This window comes from Serratia sp. JSRIV004, assembly GCF_019968705.1.
Taxonomy (GTDB): domain Bacteria; phylum Pseudomonadota; class Gammaproteobacteria; order Enterobacterales; family Enterobacteriaceae; genus Chania; species Chania fonticola_B.
Genome location: NZ_CP074140.1, coordinates 4,869,471 through 4,885,526 on the forward strand (window position 1 = coordinate 4,869,471; position 16,056 = coordinate 4,885,526).

16 protein-coding genes are annotated in these 16,056 nt (G+C 56.4%); 10 read left to right on the forward strand and 6 right to left on the reverse strand.

What is annotated here, in order from left to right; translation table 11 throughout:
* Positions 1-49: 49 nt before the first annotated feature.
* Positions 50-2,500 (reverse strand): ATP-dependent helicase HrpB, encoded by a 2,451-nt coding sequence (gene hrpB, locus KGP21_RS23165; protein WP_223501554.1) that lies wholly within the window; start codon positions 2,498-2,500, stop codon positions 50-52.
* 67 nt (positions 2,501-2,567) lie between these two features.
* Here hrpB and thpR point away from each other — a divergent pair, with 67 nt between their 5' ends.
* The 6 genes from thpR (at position 2,568) to folK (ending at position 7,566) form a co-directional block, all read left to right on the forward strand.
* Entirely contained in the window at positions 2,568-3,110 is a 543-nt protein-coding gene (gene thpR, locus KGP21_RS23170; RefSeq protein ID WP_223500315.1) for an RNA 2',3'-cyclic phosphodiesterase, read from the forward strand.
* Entirely contained in the window at positions 3,107-3,814 is a 708-nt protein-coding gene (sfsA, locus tag KGP21_RS23175; RefSeq protein ID WP_021806247.1) for a DNA/RNA nuclease SfsA, read from the forward strand. Before thpR ends, sfsA begins: the two co-directional genes overlap by 4 nt.
* A gap of 207 nt (positions 3,815-4,021) precedes the next feature.
* Positions 4,022-4,477: an RNA polymerase-binding protein DksA gene (dksA, locus tag KGP21_RS23180; RefSeq protein ID WP_021179742.1), complete on the forward strand. Its 456-nt coding sequence runs from the start codon at positions 4,022-4,024 to the stop codon at positions 4,475-4,477.
* A gap of 73 nt (positions 4,478-4,550) precedes the next feature.
* Positions 4,551-5,462, forward strand: coding sequence for a tRNA glutamyl-Q(34) synthetase GluQRS (gene gluQRS, locus KGP21_RS23185; RefSeq protein ID WP_223536352.1), 912 nt, complete (start codon positions 4,551-4,553; stop codon positions 5,460-5,462).
* A gap of 293 nt (positions 5,463-5,755) precedes the next feature.
* Entirely contained in the window at positions 5,756-7,072 is a 1,317-nt protein-coding gene (gene pcnB / locus KGP21_RS23190; protein ID WP_021806249.1) for a polynucleotide adenylyltransferase PcnB, read from the forward strand.
* Positions 7,072-7,566 (forward strand): 2-amino-4-hydroxy-6-hydroxymethyldihydropteridine diphosphokinase, encoded by a 495-nt coding sequence (folK, locus tag KGP21_RS23195; protein ID WP_021179739.1) that lies wholly within the window; start codon positions 7,072-7,074, stop codon positions 7,564-7,566. The genes pcnB and folK overlap by 1 nt, the downstream gene beginning before the upstream one ends.
* On the opposite strand, the gene qseC is transcribed toward folK, so the two are convergent.
* The gene (qseC, locus tag KGP21_RS23200) at positions 7,551-8,936 is read right to left on the reverse strand and encodes a quorum sensing histidine kinase QseC (protein ID WP_115159304.1); all 1,386 of its coding nucleotides are present in this window, start codon (positions 8,934-8,936) and stop codon (positions 7,551-7,553) included. The genes folK and qseC overlap by 16 nt on opposite strands.
* Positions 8,933-9,595 carry a quorum sensing response regulator transcription factor QseB gene (gene qseB / locus KGP21_RS23205; RefSeq protein WP_021806251.1) on the reverse strand — a complete coding sequence of 221 codons (663 nt, stop codon included), beginning with the start codon at positions 9,593-9,595 and terminating at the stop codon, positions 8,933-8,935. The genes qseC and qseB overlap by 4 nt, the downstream gene beginning before the upstream one ends.
* Positions 9,596-9,757: 162 nt before the next feature.
* Between qseB and panB the strand changes: the two genes are divergently transcribed.
* From panB to panD, 3 genes are all read left to right on the forward strand, one after another.
* On the forward strand, positions 9,758-10,552 hold the full coding sequence (gene panB, locus KGP21_RS23210) for a 3-methyl-2-oxobutanoate hydroxymethyltransferase (RefSeq protein WP_021806252.1): 795 nt from the start codon (positions 9,758-9,760) through the stop codon (positions 10,550-10,552).
* Between the two features lie 76 nt (positions 10,553-10,628).
* Positions 10,629-11,483, forward strand: coding sequence for a pantoate--beta-alanine ligase (gene panC, locus KGP21_RS23215; protein ID WP_021806253.1), 855 nt, complete (start codon positions 10,629-10,631; stop codon positions 11,481-11,483).
* 136 nt (positions 11,484-11,619) lie between these two features.
* Positions 11,620-12,000, forward strand: coding sequence for an aspartate 1-decarboxylase (gene panD / locus KGP21_RS23220; protein ID WP_024484346.1), 381 nt, complete (start codon positions 11,620-11,622; stop codon positions 11,998-12,000).
* A 32-nt stretch (positions 12,001-12,032) separates the two neighbouring features.
* Here the strand turns inward: panD and KGP21_RS23225 are convergent, their stop codons facing one another.
* From KGP21_RS23225 to KGP21_RS23235, 3 genes are all read right to left on the reverse strand, one after another.
* The gene (locus tag KGP21_RS23225) at positions 12,033-13,325 is read right to left on the reverse strand and encodes a polysaccharide deacetylase family protein (RefSeq protein ID WP_021806254.1); all 1,293 of its coding nucleotides are present in this window, start codon (positions 13,323-13,325) and stop codon (positions 12,033-12,035) included.
* A 174-nt stretch (positions 13,326-13,499) separates the two neighbouring features.
* On the reverse strand, positions 13,500-14,270 hold the full coding sequence (locus KGP21_RS23230; RefSeq protein WP_021179732.1) for an ABC transporter permease: 771 nt from the start codon (positions 14,268-14,270) through the stop codon (positions 13,500-13,502).
* Complete coding sequence (locus tag KGP21_RS23235) at positions 14,267-15,190, reverse strand: ABC transporter ATP-binding protein (protein ID WP_021806255.1); 924 nt, start codon at positions 15,188-15,190, stop codon at positions 14,267-14,269. The genes KGP21_RS23230 and KGP21_RS23235 overlap by 4 nt, the downstream gene beginning before the upstream one ends.
* A 199-nt stretch (positions 15,191-15,389) precedes the next feature.
* On the opposite strand from KGP21_RS23235, the gene can reads away from it, so the two are divergent.
* Positions 15,390-16,049 (forward strand): carbonate dehydratase, encoded by a 660-nt coding sequence (can, locus tag KGP21_RS23240; RefSeq protein ID WP_024484342.1) that lies wholly within the window; start codon positions 15,390-15,392, stop codon positions 16,047-16,049.
* Positions 16,050-16,056: the final 7 nt, after the last annotated feature.

Consider the following 16,056-nt stretch of genomic DNA (forward strand, 5'->3'; position numbering starts at 1 on the left):
TAATCTGTGCCTATGTTGCTGGGCTGAACAGAAGAAACATCTGAATTCGTTACTGGTATTTCTTGGTGCGCCTGGTGGGGGCGGTATTGGCCGGATCGTCTGGCCATACGTGCTTGGGATAGCGCCCCTTCATTTCCTTTTGCACCTCGCGGTACGCCCCTTGCCAGAAGGCGGCCAGATCGCCGGTGATCTGCAATGGCCGGTGCGCCGGAGAGAGTAACTCAAGCACCACCGGGATGCGACCCTCAGCCAACGTTGGGCTACGCTGTTCACCAAACATCTCCTGTAAACGCACTGCCAATACCGGCGGTTTATCGGCATCGTAGCGGATCGGCAAGCGGCTACCGGTCGGCACAGCATAATGAGTTGGCAGGGCATTATCCAGCCGTTGCTTTTGCTGCCAGTTTAACCGGCGGGCCAAGGCTTCAGCGATATTGACCTGCTTTAATCCACGCAGATCGCGTACGCCGCTCAATGACGGTAGCAACCAGCTGTCCAGGGTGTCGAGCAACGTATCGTCATCTACCGGCGGCCAGTCGGCCTCTGGCAACCAACGTTGGGCACAGTGTAAACGCAGGCGCAATTGTTCGGCAGCGGTGTCCCAATTAAGTACCGCCAATCCCTGGGCGCGGACCCAATTTATCAGTGCCTGTTGCAGTTCCTCTTCCGCCGGTTTGGCCAGCGGCTGAGCCCGCAGCGTTAAGCGGCCAATCTGTTGGCGCTTCCAGGCCCGCAGGGTGCCCTTTTCTTCATCCCACTCGACGGCGGTCTGGCTGCTGACAATCTCGGGCAACCGAGCGACCAACGCATCAATTTCAATCGGTAACGCCAGCAGGATACGGGCATCCGGGCTGTTATGGCCTTGCAACAGGCTGGGAATAATCAACCAGGGAGCCCTGGAGAGCGCTTCATCCTGAGCCATCGCTGCGCCCAAACCATTGGCCAACAGATAGCGTCCATCCTGCCCACGCCGTTGGGCGATACGATCGGCAAAAGCCTGCGCTAACAGAGGAGCGGCCAGATCGGCATCAATCTGCCCACTTTTCTGCGGTAAGCGCTTACTCAGTTGCGCCGCCCGGCGTTGCCAATGCGGCTGCGGACGGCTCAGCCAATAGCCGATATCCATCTGCCCGCTGCGTGGCGGTTCCTCCAGCAAAGCGGACAACATCGCCGCCGTGGCTAATCCATCGGGTCCCATCTTGGCGCCAGCGCATAGCATGGCAGCCAGTCTGGGTTCACACCCCAACCCGGCCATTTGGCGACCAATGGTTGTGAGCTTCTCGCCGTCATCGATAGCTGCCAGTGTATGCAATAAACGGCGAGCGGCGGCTAATGCGGCCAACGGTGGCCGATCGAGCCAGGTAAGTTGATCCACATCCACACAGCCCCATTGCAACAGCTCCAGCCAGAAGCTGGCCAGATCGCTTTGCAGGATCTCCGGTTCAGCATGTTCTGCAGCGCGCTCCGCCTGCTCTTTGGCAAACAGATGCCAGCAAATTCCAGGTTCCAAACGCCCAGCACGCCCGGCGCGTTGGATCATCGAAGCCTGGCTGATGCGTTGGGTAACCAATCGCGTCAGGCCATTACGGACGTCATAACGCGCTACGCGCTCCAGCCCGCTGTCGACGACCAGGCGGATGCCTTCAATGGTCAAGCTGGTTTCCGCAATATTGGTCGCCAACACCACTTTGCGCCGCCCGTGCTGCGCCGGTTGGATCGCCTTTTGCTGCTGTGCCAACGGCAATGCGCCATACAGCGGGCAGAGATCGGTATCCGCTGGCACTTCGCCAATGAGCCGTTCCTGCACGCGATTAATCTCCGCCACGCCGGGTAAGAATAACAACAGCGAACCTGATTGCTCAGCCAACAGACGCTTCACCGCCGAGGCAACGCCATCCTCCAACCGTTGATGGCTTGGCAAAGGTTGGTACTGCCGTTCAACCGGGTAGCTACGCCCTTCCGACACCACCACCGGCGCTTGCGGCAGCAGTTGCGACAGCCGCGCATTATCCAGCGTCGCCGACATGATCAGCAGTTTCAGATCGTCACGCAGGCCCTGTTGCACATCCAGCAGCAGGGCCAAGGCCAAATCGGCCTGTAAACTACGCTCGTGGAATTCATCAAGAATAATCAGCGAGACGCCCTGCAGTTCGGCGTCCTGCTGCAACATGCGGGTTAGAATGCCCTCGGTCACCACCTCCAGCCGCGTCTGTGGCCCGCTTTTGCTCTCGGCACGCATGCGATAGCCCACGGTCTGGCCTGGTTCTTCACCCAACTGTTGCGCCAAGCGATACGCGACGTTTTTTGCCGCCAGCCGCCGTGGCTCCAGCATGATGATACGCCCCGGCAGCCCGGCGTTTGCCAGGATCTGCAACGGCAGCCAGGTGGATTTCCCGGCACCGGTGGGGGCATGCAACAACACCTGCGGGGCAGATTGCAGTGCGGCAAGCAGCTCATCAAGAACCGCGCTGACGGGCAGTGAGGACACAAAACTCTCCATGGGGTAGTTAATGGACAGCGCACATTGTAGCATTAGGCTCAGCATTTCATTCATTTACCGGGGTTCCATGTCCAGCTCGCGCCGCTTGTTCTTCGCCTTGTCGCTACCCGATACCTTGCAGCAGCAGGTGATCCGCTGGCGGGCTGAAGCATTCAAACCCGAAGATGGCCGCCCGGTGGCCGCAGCCAATCTGCATCTGACGCTGGCCTTTCTCGGCGAAGTTAGCGCACAGAAAGAACAGGCACTAAAAACGCAGGCCGGGCGTATCACACAGGCGGGTTTTAGCCTCAATCTGGACGATCTTGGCCACTGGCCGCGCCCCGGAGTGGTATGGTTGGGCAGCAAACGCCCCCCACGCGCGCTGTTACAGTTGGCGGAATTGCTGCGTTCGCAAGCGGCTCGCAGCGGCTGTTATCAAAGCCCGATGCCGTTTCATCCCCATATCACGTTATTACGCGCCGCGACCCAGCCGGTCGCTATTCCTCCTGGCACGCCGGGTTGGCTGTTCAACGCCAGCCATTTCTCACTCTACCAATCGTCGTTTGAACAAGGCCGCACCCGCTATCACGAATTAGCGCAGTGGCCACTCGGCACACAGGATAAATCATGATTTTTGACCCACCGCTAAAACCGGCCACGCTCATCAAGCGCTACAAACGTTTTCTGGCCGATGTGATCACCCCCGAAGGTGAAACCTTTACCCTGCACTGCGCCAACACCGGCGCCATGACCGGTTGTGCGACGCCAGGAGACACCGTTTGGTACTCCACTTCGGACAATGCCAAACGCAAATATGCCCACAGTTGGGAGCTGACGCATACCCAGGCTGGCGACTGGATCTGCGTCAACACCCTGCGGGCCAACACTCTGGTTCGTGAAGCCATTGAACAGAATATAATCAGTGAATTATCCGGTTACAGTAAAATCACCGGCGAAGTGAAATATGGCGGCGAAAACAGCCGTATCGATTTGTTATTACAGGCAGAAAATCGGGTTGACTGCTATATTGAAGTGAAGTCAGTCACGCTATTGCAACATCAACAGGGCTACTTCCCCGATGCCGTAACGCTGAGAGGGCAGAAGCATCTGCGTGAGTTGCAAAACGTGGTTGAACAAGGGCAGCGGGCGGTGCTGTTCTTTGCCGTGTTACACAGCGGCATCGATCGGGTCACCCCAGCAAATCATATAGATGAGCATTATGCGGTGCTACTAGCGCAGGTTCAGCAGTTGGGAGTGGAAGTTGTTTGTTACGGGGCAAAATTATCACCTGACGGTATCTCGCTAAGCGCTAAGTTACCGTTTTTTATTGGCTAGCGGTGCCGGGCACAAATAAATCGACAACCGGATATTGCTTCGCCAAATACGCCTTCCTTCACACCATTGTCAAGCAGGCGACAGGAATAATTGCCATCCCTCTTCCCTTCTGTTATTTATAGCGGCCTGTTTTTCCCCCGTATTGGGGATTCGACATACCCTACTGGCATTAAAGGGTATAGTGCGTGTGTATGTAGGAGAAGCAATATGCAAGAAGGGCAAACCCGTAAAACCTCGTCCTTGAGCATTCTCGCCATCGCTGGGGTGGAGCCGTATCAAGAGAAACCGGGCGAAGAGTACATGAACGACGCCCAGTTGACGCATTTCAGGCGCATCCTTGAAGCATGGCGCAACCAACTCAGGGACGAAGTCGACCGTACCGTGTCGCATATGCAAGAAGAGGCAGCCAACTTCCCCGATCCGGCAGACCGTGCCACTCAGGAAGAAGAATTCAGCCTCGAACTGCGTAACCGTGACCGCGAGCGCAAACTGATCAAAAAGATCGAGAAAACGCTGAAGAAAGTAGAAGACGATGATTTCGGCTTCTGCGAGTCTTGCGGCGTGGAGATTGGCATTCGTCGCCTTGAAGCGCGTCCGACTGCCGATTTGTGCATCGACTGCAAGACGTTGGCCGAAATCCGCGAAAAGCAGATGGCCGGCTAAGCAGTTGTTACCTCCTGCGGCGCGTGCCAATAACGCGCGCCGCACAGAGTTAAGGGAAGCAATCCCTTCAGATATGCTAGCAAGTCACTATGTGGGGCGCTTTGCCCCATCGCCTTCCGGGGATCTGCATTTCGGTTCGCTGATTGCCGCTCTGGGAAGCTACCTCCAGGCTCGTGCTCAACGCGGGCAATGGCTGGTACGTATTGAAGATATCGACCCTCCGCGCGAAGTCGCCGGAGCTGCCGGGCGTATCTTATCCGCACTTGAACACTATGGTCTCCACTGGGACGGCCAGGTCATCTATCAATCCCAACGCTCTGAAGCTTACCGCGCAACCCTTGATTGGCTGCAACGCCAGGATCTCAGCTATTACTGCACCTGTACCCGCAGCCGCATCCAGCAGATTGGCGGTTTGTACGATGGCCATTGCCGCCAGTTACGGCTTGGCCCGCAGGGTGCCGCAATCCGCTTACGTCAATCAAACCCGGTATATGCCTTCCACGATCGGTTGCAGGGCGAGCTACGGGCCGATCCGGCGCTGGCACAGGAAGATTTCATCATCCGCCGCCGTGATGGCCTGTTTGCCTACAATCTGGCGGTGGTGATCGACGATCATTTTCAAGGCGTGACCGAAATCGTCCGCGGTGCCGATCTGATCGAACCCACGGTGCGTCAGATTGCGCTGTATCAGCAATTGCAGGCACCGGTTCCCGCCTATGTGCATTTGCCGCTGGCGCTGGGGAACAACGGCATTAAACTGTCGAAGCAAAATCATGCCCCCGCCCTGCCCACTGGCGATCCGCGGCCGGTCCTGGTTGCTGCCCTGAAATTTCTGCGTCAACCGCTGCCGGAAAAGTGGCAAGATCTTGATCTGCCATTATTATTGAGCTGGGCGGTTGAGCATTGGCAGTTGGCAAATGTGCCACGTCAGCCAGCGATCCCCCCGTGTGAAAACACAACGGCATTCTCAAAACAGCTGGGGTAAGCTATGATTAGCCGCTATTTTTTTGTTAGCGCCATTTTTATCCGTCACTATCGAGGTGTACCATTTTTACCCGAGTAGCCAATTTCTGCCGTAAGGTACTAATCCGCGATGACAAGTTGACCCGCGAAGATGCGCCGGCCAGCGATAAAAACCAAGTCCGCGAAGAAAGCGCGCCTGCAGAACCGTTAGCCACAACGCCACCGCGCTCTACCGAGAGCGGCAGGGAGACACCTGCCCGCCGTCCAGCGCCGCGTAAACGCCCGCCATTTGTAGCCGCAGAGGGAACGCGCTCAATGACCGTTATCCCCCGCGATCAACATGCGATCTCGCGCAAAGATATCAGCGAAAATGCGCTGAAGGTGCTGTATCGCCTGAATAAATCCGGCTATGAAGCCTATCTGGTCGGCGGCGGTGTACGCGATCTGTTGCTCGGCAAAAAGCCGAAAGATTTCGACATTACCACCAACGCCACCCCAGAGCAGGTACGCAAGTTGTTCCGCAACTGCCGCCTGGTAGGCCGCCGTTTCAGGCTGGCGCACGTGATGTTCGGGCCGGAAATTATCGAAGTCGCCACCTTCCGTGGCCACCACGAGCAGAGTCAGGAATCTGACAAGAACTCTTCCCAGCAGGCCCAGAACGGCATGCTGCTGCGCGATAACATCTTCGGCACCATCGAAGACGATGCCCAGCGCCGCGATTTTACCATCAACAGCCTGTATTACGGCGTAGCCGACTTTGCCCTGCGTGATTACGTTGGGGGCCTGCGCGATCTGCAACAGGGCGTGATCCGCCTGATCGGCGATCCGGAAACCCGCTACCGCGAAGATCCGGTGCGGATGCTGCGCGCGGTGCGCTTTGCCGCCAAGCTGGATATGACCATCAGCGAAGAAACCGCCGAGCCTATTCCACGCCTGGCCTCCCTGCTGCACGAAATCCCACCGGCTCGCCTGTTTGAAGAGGCGCTGAAGCTGCTGCAAACGGGTTACGGCTACCAGACCTACCTGAAGCTGTGTGAATATCAGCTGTTCCAGCCGCTGTTCCCGTTGATTGCGCGCAACTTCACGCCAAATCACGACACGCCGATGGAGCGCATTCTGGAGCAGGTATTGAAAAATACCGATCACCGTCTGCAAAACGACAAGCGCGTCAACCCGGCGTTCCTGTTTGCCGCCATGCTGTGGTACCCGCTGCTGGAGCACGCACAGAAACTGGCGCAGGAAAGCGGTCTGGCCTATTACGATGCCTTTGCCCTGGCCATGAACGATGTGCTGGACGAAGAGTGCCGTTCACTGGCAATCCCCAAACGAATCACTACACTGGTACGTGACATCTGGCAACTGCAGTTACGCCTGTCCCGTCGCCAGGGCAAGCGTGCGCACAAGCTGATGGAACACCCTAAATTCCGTGCGGCGTATGATTTGCTGGCACTGCGTGCCGAAGTGGAAAACAACCCGGAGATGCTGCGTCTTGCCGAATGGTGGGATGAGTTCCAGGTGGCCACCGCGGCCCGCCAGAAAAACATGTTGAGCACGCTAGGCGAAGATCCGGCACCGCGTCGGGCTCGTCAGCGCCGCCCACGCCGCAGGACTCCGAATAACGAAGGAGCATAATGATCCGCGTTTATATCGCGCTGGGCAGCAATCTGGCGCAACCTTTGCAACAGGTGAATACCGCGCTGGAGGCGTTGGAGCATATTCCACGCACCCGTCTGATCGTTTGCTCACCGCTGTACCGCACCAAACCGCTGGGGCCACAGAACCAGCCGGATTATCTCAACGCGGTGGTGGCACTGGATACTCAGTTGCCACCGGAACAGCTGCTCGATCACACCCAGGCGATAGAACGTAATCAGGGCCGAGTGCGCAAAGATGAGCGCTGGGGCCCTCGTACGCTGGATCTGGATATGATGCTGTACGGCGATCTGGTGATCGACACCGAGCGTCTCACCGTTCCCCATTACGGCCTGAAACAACGTGAATTTATGCTCTACCCGTTGGCGGATATCGCTCCGGACCTGGTTTTCCCAGACGGTGAAACCCTGGCAGAGTGCCTGCAACGTGTGCCAAAAAACGGCATGACGCTGTGGCATCAGCCCAAGGCTTGAATACCGCCCCCAGACAAGGTTAACGTCGCGATAAACCCACCCTCCTGCCGATTGGCAAAGCTGATACGTAATCCATGCAGGCTGGCAATCCGCTGCACAATAGACAAGCCCAGTCCGCTTCCCACCTGTTCCTGCCCCGGTGGGCGATAAAAGCGCTCACCCAGTCTTTCCAGATGCTCAGCCGTGACGCCAGGACCGTCGTCCTCTACCGTCAGTTGCCGCTGGCTGAGCGTGACCGTTACCGTGCCACCGGCCGGAGTGTAACGTACCGCATTATCTACCAGATTGCGCACCAACAGCGATAACAGCAGCGACTGGCCGGATAATGCGGGAGGTTCGCCCTGCTGCTGGTAACACAGCGTGATCCCGGAGGTATGAGCCTGTCGATCCAGCTCCGCCAAGGTCATCGGCACCAGTTGGCTCCAGTCGACCAAGGCCAGACCGTGCAAATCGGCGAGCGAGTCCAGCCGGGATAAGGTGAGCAGTTGATCCACCAGGCGCGTGGCTCGATCGATACCCACCGTCAGGTTATTCACCGCATGTTCACGCATGGGCACATCGTCGCCCGCCAGTTGCACCACCTCGGTCTGCACCCGCAATGCCGCCAATGGGCTACGCAACTCATGGGCTGCATCCGAAGTAAACCGCCGCTCACGCACCAGCAGGCTATTAATGCGCGTAAACAGCGTATTCAGCGCTTCCACCAGCGGACGCACCTCACTGGGTACCTGGTGTGCATTCAGCGGCGTAGCGTCGTCTGGGGCTCGTTTACGCAGGCTGGCGGCCACCTCACGTAACGGTCTTAGCTCGCGGCCAACCATCAGGGCGATCAACAACATCAGGATCGGCAACGTCACCAGCCAGGGCAGCAGCTGCCCCATCACCAATCCCAACGCCATATCCTGCCGATAATCCCATTCCTGGCCGACCACAATGCGGTAGCGTCCATCCGGGCTGGTGAGCCATAGCAAGCGCCAGCTGTCGCTATCTCCTTTGCGTTGGCCATCGACAAACCCTTGCCGATCGCCGTCAAACAGGAAATCCTCACCATTTTCACCGTCGTTGAGCAGCATACGCCCATCGTGGGAAAAGATAGCGAACGCCAACGCATCATCGTCCTGCTCACCACGTTTGCCGTGGTTCAGCATCTTCTTGGTTTTTGGCAGGCTGCGCACTTGCTGATTAGCCAGCAAATCCCCCAGATCGGCGGTCGCCAGCCGTTTGGCAAACAGCATCTGTTGGGTGTCGAACACTTCGTTGATATTGTGGCGCGTCATCATCCACGCCACCACGCTGGCGGAACACCAGGTCAGCAATGCCAGCAGGCTGAAGATCAGGATCAGCCGCAACCGCAAACTCAATGACTTCACGGCTCATCCCCCAGCGTGTAGCCCACGCCATGTACGGTGCGGATAAAGCCGTTACCCAGCTTACGCCGCAAATGATGGATATGAACCTCAACCGCGTTACTGCTCACATCATCATCCCAGTTATACAGTTTTTCCTGGATCAGCGGCCGTGCCAGCACGCGCCCCTTGTTGTGCAGAAACAGTTCCAGCACCGCCAGTTCGCGCGGGGTCAACGTCACGGGCTCACCGTTGCAGCTCACGCTGCGGGATGCGGCATCAAACACCAGCTTGCCGTGGACCAGTTGAGGCGTCAGTTGCCCATGGCGGCGGCGGATCAACGCCTGTAAACGCGCGGCAACCTCCGTCAGGGCAAACGGCTTGCACAGATAATCATCGGCTCCGCTCTGCAACCCGTTGACACGCTGTTCCAACGCGTCACGCGCGGTCAGGATCAGTACCGGCACATCCTGCCCGGCCTGACGCCACTGGCGCAGCAAATCCAACCCGTCCAATCCCGGCAAGCTGAGATCGAGGATCACCGCATCATAAGGTGCACTGTCCAGGGCGTTCTTACCGACGATGCCATCGGTGAACCAGTCGAGGGTAAACCCCAGCTTGGTCAAGCCCGCCTTGATGCCATCACCGATCAGTTTATCGTCTTCAATCAACAGAATTCTCATGCGCTCTCCCTTTGGACAGACCATTACATCATAAGCTTCTTAAGAACATCTTAACCATCAGCATCGGAGCTACCCACCCCTGAAGGGTTACAGTAGAATGACAACACTTTTTACCACCGTGCTACAAATCCAGGCCGCGCGGTTACTGCAGGAGACGTTGTGATGAAACCTACCACCCTGAGCCATTTACGCCAGTGGAAGCAGGAGCAGCGCAAGTTTGCGACTATTACCGCCTACGATGCCAGCTTTGCCCAGCTGTTTGAAGAACAAGGTATTAAAGTATTGCTGGTCGGCGACTCGCTGGGGATGACGCTGCAAGGGCATGACTCAACGCTGCCGGTAACCGTGGCCGACGTGGCTTACCATACCCGCGCGGTACGCCGTGGGGCACCAGCCAGCCTGCTGTTGGCCGACCTGCCTTTCATGAGTTACGCCACGCCTGAGCTTGCCTGCCAAAGCGCGGCCGAGGTGATGCGCGCTGGGGCCAACATGGTCAAAATAGAAGGCGGCAGTTGGCTCTGCGAAACGGTGAAAATGCTCACGGAGCGCGCCGTCCCCGTCTGCGGCCATCTTGGCCTCACGCCGCAATCCGTCAATGTATTTGGCGGCTACAAGGTACAGGGGCGCGACGAGTTGGCGGCCAAGCAACTGCTGATCGACGCCCAGAATCTGGAGCTGGCCGGTATGCAGTTGCTGGTGCTGGAGTGCGTACCGACCGAACTGGCCCGCCAGGTTACTGAAGCCTTGTCGATCCCGGTGATCGGTATTGGTGCCGGCAATGCTACCGATGGCCAGATCCTGGTAATGCATGACGCCTTGGGGATCACCGGCGGCCATACCCCTAAATTTGCCAAAAACTTTCTGGCGCAGGGCGGCGATATTCGCGGCGCCGTGCAGCTGTATATTCGGGAAGTCGAGCAAGGTATTTATCCCGACGAAGCGCACTCGTTCAACTGAGTGACCGGCCACGATTGATAGCTAACTAGCTTATCCCTCGGTACTTCACACCGAGGGGGCACCGAGGAGTTATGGAATGGTAATTATCGAAACCCTGCCACTGCTGCGCCAACAGATCCGCCGCTGGCGGCAAGAGGGCAAACGCGTTGCGCTGGTGCCCACCATGGGCAATCTGCATGAAGGCCATATGACGCTGGTGGAAGAAGCCCGCGCCCGTGCCGACGTGGTAGTAGTGAGCATTTTCGTTAACCCGCTGCAGTTCGAACGTGCAGACGATCTGGAGCGCTATCCGCGCACCTTGCAGGAAGACTGTGAAAAGCTCAATCGCCGTAATGTCGAGCTGATCTTCGCCCCTGCCCCGGCCGAAATTTACCCCAAAGGGCTGGAAGAACATACCAGCGTTGACGTACCGGTGATCTCCACCATGTTGGAAGGCGCCAGCCGTCCGGGCCACTTCCGCGGTGTCTCCACCATCGTCAGCAAACTGTTCAATCTGATCCAGCCGGATCTGGCCTGCTTTGGCGAGAAGGATTATCAGCAGTTGGCGTTGATCCGCAAGATGGTGGCGGATATGGGCTATGACATTGATATCGTTGGCGTGCCGACGGTGCGAGCTAAAGACGGGCTGGCGCTAAGCTCCCGCAACGGCTATCTCACCGCAGAAGAACGCAAGATCGCGCCACAGTTGAGCAAAATCATGAACGCCCTGGCAGAACAACTCGGCAACGGCGAACGCCACATCGAAGAGTTGCTGGCGCAGACGGCCGAAAAGCTGCGCGCAGCAGGTTTCACCCCAGACGAGCTGTTTATTCGCGATGCAGACACGCTGCAACCGCTGGACGTAGAAAGCCGCCGTGCCGTAGTGCTGATGGCCGCCTGGTTGGGCAAAGCCCGCCTGATCGATAATCAGCAGGTCGATCTGACGCAGTAAGCCCTTTATTGTACAGTCGTTGCCGTTTTTACCCGGTTGGCGGTAGACTGGCCGGGTTTTCGGTGACGAAAAATAGTGCAAGGAAGCAGTTCTTCTTCAGCCGCCTGAAAAGGCCGATATTCAGTTAGGTAACGCTATGATACGTACTATGTTGCAAGGCAAGCTGCATCGGGTGAAAGTGACTCAGGCTGACTTGCACTACGAAGGCTCCTGCGCCATTGACCAGGATTTTCTGGAAGCCGCCGGGATCCTGGAATATGAAGCGATCGATATTTACAACGTGGATAACGGCCAACGTTTCTCCACCTATGCCATCGCCGCCGAACGCGGTTCGCGCATTATTTCGGTCAACGGTGCGGCCGCCCGCTGTGCCTGCGTGGGTGACAAACTGATTATCTGTTCTTACGTGCAGATGAGCGATGCCGATGCCCGCCAGCACCACCCCAAAGTCGCCTACTTCGAAGGTGACAACCACTTGCAACGCAAGGCGAAAGCCGTCCCCGTTCAGGTTGCCTAAAAAATCGGGCGCTTTCAGCGCCCGTCTTCTCTCTATTCTGTTACCGTCACGCCCGGTAACGCACCTGACTTGTTGGCTATCCGCTCCGCCATGGTGGGGATGGAGTCGGTACGCAGGATATACAGCCGTTTTAAAGTATAAGGATTATCACCCGGTTTCACTTTCCCCTGCACCGTGGTCACGGCTAAATGCAGCCCGGCATCTTTTGCCGCCTGGATCGCCTTTTGGTTATAACCACCAAAGGGATAGGAAAGGTACAGCACATGCGGATTAAACTGCTCTAACGCCCGTCTTGAACGCTCAAAGTCGAATTCGATATTGTGCAGTGAACGGCTGAGCAGGATCGGCCGACGGTTGCCATCGGTACGATGTAGGAAATGGGTGTGTGACTGGATATCAAACACATCCTGGATCGCTTTCAGCTCTGAAATGCTCATAAACTGCAGCGAATCCGGGTTCCATTTCTGCGGATGACGTTTAATACGTGAAGAAATGATAAACGCCGTAGCGCGGAAACCGTAATCCTTCAGTACCGGATACGCATAGCGATAAACCGACTTCAACCCGTCATCAAAGGTCAGCACCACCACTTTGCCCGGCAGGTTGATTTGATTATTCAGGTAGGCTTCCAGCTGATACATCGAGATGGTGTCATAACCCGTCTGCTTCAAATAGGTCATCTGGTTGCTGAAGGCCACGTCCGAGGTGGTGGTTGAGGTATTACGGAAACGTTTGTTCTCTTCATTTTTCAGCAGGTGGTGATAGGTCAGCACCGGAATGCCGTTGTCGACTTCGCAGTCCAACTCACTGACAAATCCCAGACGATCGCCGATATTGACCTCGTACCAGGTATTATTCAGCCGATCTTTCAGCTTGCCGATAATCGGATAGCGCAGGTTCTCTTCCAGTACGCCAAAAATTTCACTTTTGTTATCCGCCGCCGTGTAGACGTTAATTGCGCGCTGGGTGATCAGATTCTGATTGGTCAGCGGTTTGTTCAGATCCCCCAGGTCGTCCTTCACCTTACGGGTTTTGCTGATGGCGCGAACGTCGTTTTTATCAATAAAGCCGGTGCCGTAGCCAAACTTAAGCTCGTAATATTCCGCATCCGCCGGGAACATCTGGATCAATTGCCCTTTTTTCACTTCACCGACCGGGATCACATGCTCACCGATCAACGAATAAACCTCGCTGTTACGCTGCACTTCCATGTATTGGGCTTGAACAGCGCTGTCTTCTGACAGTAAATCCGCCAACGCCGCCGGTGCCAACAACGACATAACAATGCCGAGTAGCCCTGCTGCTATCTTATGTTGAGGCTGCATGGTTTGTTCTGCTTACGAGTGCGTCATGAAAAAATGAAGAAAAAGTGGAGCGCCAGCATAGCACGATTTAAATCGCCGGGAGAAAGGGCTTATTGCCTTAATTCTATAGATTTAGATGATGTATGTGCTAAATCAATAAACTCCCTCCCCCGGCAACGGAGGAGGGAAATGACATCAGGAACGCAAGCCGCGGCCACGCTCAATCAGATACCAGGCCAGCCCGTAGAACACCACAATGAACGCCACCAGCACCAGCATGGTCAGCGCTAACGGCACGTCGGAAATGCCCAGGAAACCGAAGCGGAAACCGCTGATCATGTAGACGATCGGATTCAGTTTGGAGACCGCCTGCCAAAACGGCGGTAACAGCGTCAGCGAGTAAAATACCCCGCCCAGATAGGTCAGCGGCGTCAGCACAAAGGTCGGGATCAGGCTGATATCGTCAAAGGTGTTGGCAAAGACGGCATTAAGCAAACCGCCTAGCGAGAACAGGATCGCCGTCAACAACAGCGTCACCGCGATCACCCACCAGGAATGGACCACCAGCGGAACGAAGAACAGCGAGATCACCGTCACCAGGATCCCCACACAGATACCACGCGCCACGCCACCGCCAACATAACCGGCAATCACCACATGCGTCGGTACCGGTGCCACCAGCAGCTCTTCAATATTGCGCTGGAACTTGGCACTAAAGAATGATGCCGCCACGTTGGCGTAGGAGTTGGTAATCACCGCCATCATGATCAGGCCCGGCACGATAAACTGCATATAATCAAAACCGTGCATCTCACCAATACGCGACCCAATCAGGTTGCCAAAGATGATGAAATACAGGGTCATGGTGATCACTGGCGGTACCAGCGTCTGGATCCAGATGCGGGCGAAGCGGTTGATCTCTTTGGCCCAGATGCTTTTCAAGGCCACCCAATACAAATGCATCATGCTTGTTCTCCATTGCCGTTCACCAGGTTGACGAACAGCTCTTCCAGCCGGTTGGCCTTGTTACGCATACTCAGGACCTGGATCCCCTGCGCGCTCAGTTGGGTGAACAGACCGTTCAGACCTTGCTCACGCATCACTTCCACTTCCAGCGTGGAGGTGTCCGTCAAACGGCTGTTGTAACCCTCAAGATGGGGCAATGGGCTTTTCGCCGCCAGATCGAGGATAAAGGTTTCGGACTTCAGCTTGGCCAACAGCCCCTTCATCGAGGTGTTTTCTACCAGCTCACCGTTCTGGATGATGCCGATATTGCGGCACAGCATTTCTGCTTCCTCCAGATAGTGTGTGGTCAGGATAATGGTGGTGCCCTGGGCGTTCAGCTCTTTGAGGAAGCCCCACATCGAGCGACGCAACTCGATATCCACCCCGGCTGTCGGTTCGTCGAGGATCAGCAGTTTGGGCTGATGCATCAGCGCACGGGCAATCATCAGGCGGCGTTTCATCCCGCCAGACAGCATACGCGCCCGCTCGTTACGTTTACCCCAGAGATCGAGCTGATTGAGGTACTTTTCTGCCCGCGCCATCGCCTCGCGGCGTTCCACGCCATAATATCCCGCCTGGTTGACCACAATCTGCAGCACGGTTTCAAACGGGTTAAAGTTGAATTCCTGCGGCACCAGCCCGAGCTGGCGCTTGGCATTAACGATATCCTTATCGATATCGTAACCAAACACTCGCACCGTGCCCGCCGTCTTGTTGACCAGTGAGCTGATAATGCCGATGGTGGTGGATTTCCCGGCGCCGTTCGGCCCGAGCAGGGCATAAAAGTCCCCCGCCTCCACGTTCAGATTGATACCGCGCAATGCCTTGACGCCACCCGCATAGGTTTTGGTCAGCTGCGCTATTTCCAGTGCATAATTCATAAGTTATGAGAGTACCTTTTGATGGAGTTGGCTGCCGAACTTGTCTAAGAGGGAGTTTATCATCAGCGGCCCGATTACCGAGTTGAATCCGTGCGAATTCCAGAGGGCAGAAAATTGCTTAACTGTTCCGATTTCCAAATTGTGACGCTTGCCATATATTACATCAACGCAATTCGTTCATAACAGGCCAATAACCGCCATGCAAGAAATCGAAAGGCTTATCGCCAACAACCAAGCCTGGTCCGCTAATATCAACAAGGAAGATCCCGGCTTCTTTGAACGTTTGGCCCAAGCGCAAAAACCGCGATTCTTGTGGATCGGCTGCTCCGATAGCCGCGTGCCTGCCGAACGCCTGACCGGCCTGGAGCCGGGTGAGCTGTTCGTTCACCGTAACGTCGCCAATCTGGTGATCCATACCGATTTGAACTGCCTGTCAGTGGTGCAGTATGCCGTCGACGTGCTGGAGGTGGAACATATCATTATCTGTGGTCACCTGGGCTGCGGTGGGGTAGAAGCGGCTGTAGAGAACCCGGAACTGGGGTTGATCAACAACTGGCTGCTGCACATTCGCGATCTGTGGTACAAACACAGTTCCCTGCTCGGCGAGCTGGAACCAGAACAACGTCTGGATGTGCTGTGCGAGATCAACGTCATTGAACAGGTGTATAACCTGGGCCACTCAACCATCATGCAGTCTGCCTGGAAACGCGGCCAGAAAGTGATGATCCACGGGTGGGTGTACGGGATCCAGGACGGTCGTCTGCACGATCTGGAAGTCACCGCCACCAGCCGTGAGAGCCTGGAGATGGGCTACCGCAAAGCGATAGCCACACTCAAACAGGAGAAAGGCCTGTTCTAGCGCCTGA

Excerpts from the sequence above, each read along its gene's own strand:
- folK (WP_021179739.1), top strand. The coding sequence starts at position 7,072 with ATGATCCGCGTTTATATCGCGCTGGGCAGCAATCTGGCGCAACCTTTG.
- sfsA (WP_021806247.1), top strand. The coding sequence starts at position 3,107 with ATGATTTTTGACCCACCGCTAAAACCGGCCACGCTCATCAAGCGCTAC.
- hrpB (WP_223501554.1), bottom strand. The coding sequence starts at position 2,500 with ATGGAGAGTTTTGTGTCCTCACTGCCCGTCAGCGCGGTTCTTGATGAG.
- pcnB (WP_021806249.1), top strand. The coding sequence starts at position 5,756 with ATGACCGTTATCCCCCGCGATCAACATGCGATCTCGCGCAAAGATATC.
- qseB (WP_021806251.1), bottom strand. The coding sequence starts at position 9,595 with ATGAGAATTCTGTTGATTGAAGACGATAAACTGATCGGTGATGGCATC.
- KGP21_RS23230 (WP_021179732.1), bottom strand. The coding sequence starts at position 14,270 with ATGATGCATTTGTATTGGGTGGCCTTGAAAAGCATCTGGGCCAAAGAG.
- gluQRS (WP_223536352.1), top strand. The coding sequence starts at position 4,551 with ATGCTAGCAAGTCACTATGTGGGGCGCTTTGCCCCATCGCCTTCCGGG.
- can (WP_024484342.1), top strand. The coding sequence starts at position 15,390 with ATGCAAGAAATCGAAAGGCTTATCGCCAACAACCAAGCCTGGTCCGCT.
- KGP21_RS23235 (WP_021806255.1), bottom strand. The coding sequence starts at position 15,190 with ATGAATTATGCACTGGAAATAGCGCAGCTGACCAAAACCTATGCGGGT.
- thpR (WP_223500315.1), top strand. The coding sequence starts at position 2,568 with ATGTCCAGCTCGCGCCGCTTGTTCTTCGCCTTGTCGCTACCCGATACC.
- panB (WP_021806252.1), top strand. The coding sequence starts at position 9,758 with ATGAAACCTACCACCCTGAGCCATTTACGCCAGTGGAAGCAGGAGCAG.
- dksA (WP_021179742.1), top strand. The coding sequence starts at position 4,022 with ATGCAAGAAGGGCAAACCCGTAAAACCTCGTCCTTGAGCATTCTCGCC.
- KGP21_RS23225 (WP_021806254.1), bottom strand. The coding sequence starts at position 13,325 with ATGCAGCCTCAACATAAGATAGCAGCAGGGCTACTCGGCATTGTTATG.
- panC (WP_021806253.1), top strand. The coding sequence starts at position 10,629 with ATGGTAATTATCGAAACCCTGCCACTGCTGCGCCAACAGATCCGCCGC.
- panD (WP_024484346.1), top strand. The coding sequence starts at position 11,620 with ATGATACGTACTATGTTGCAAGGCAAGCTGCATCGGGTGAAAGTGACT.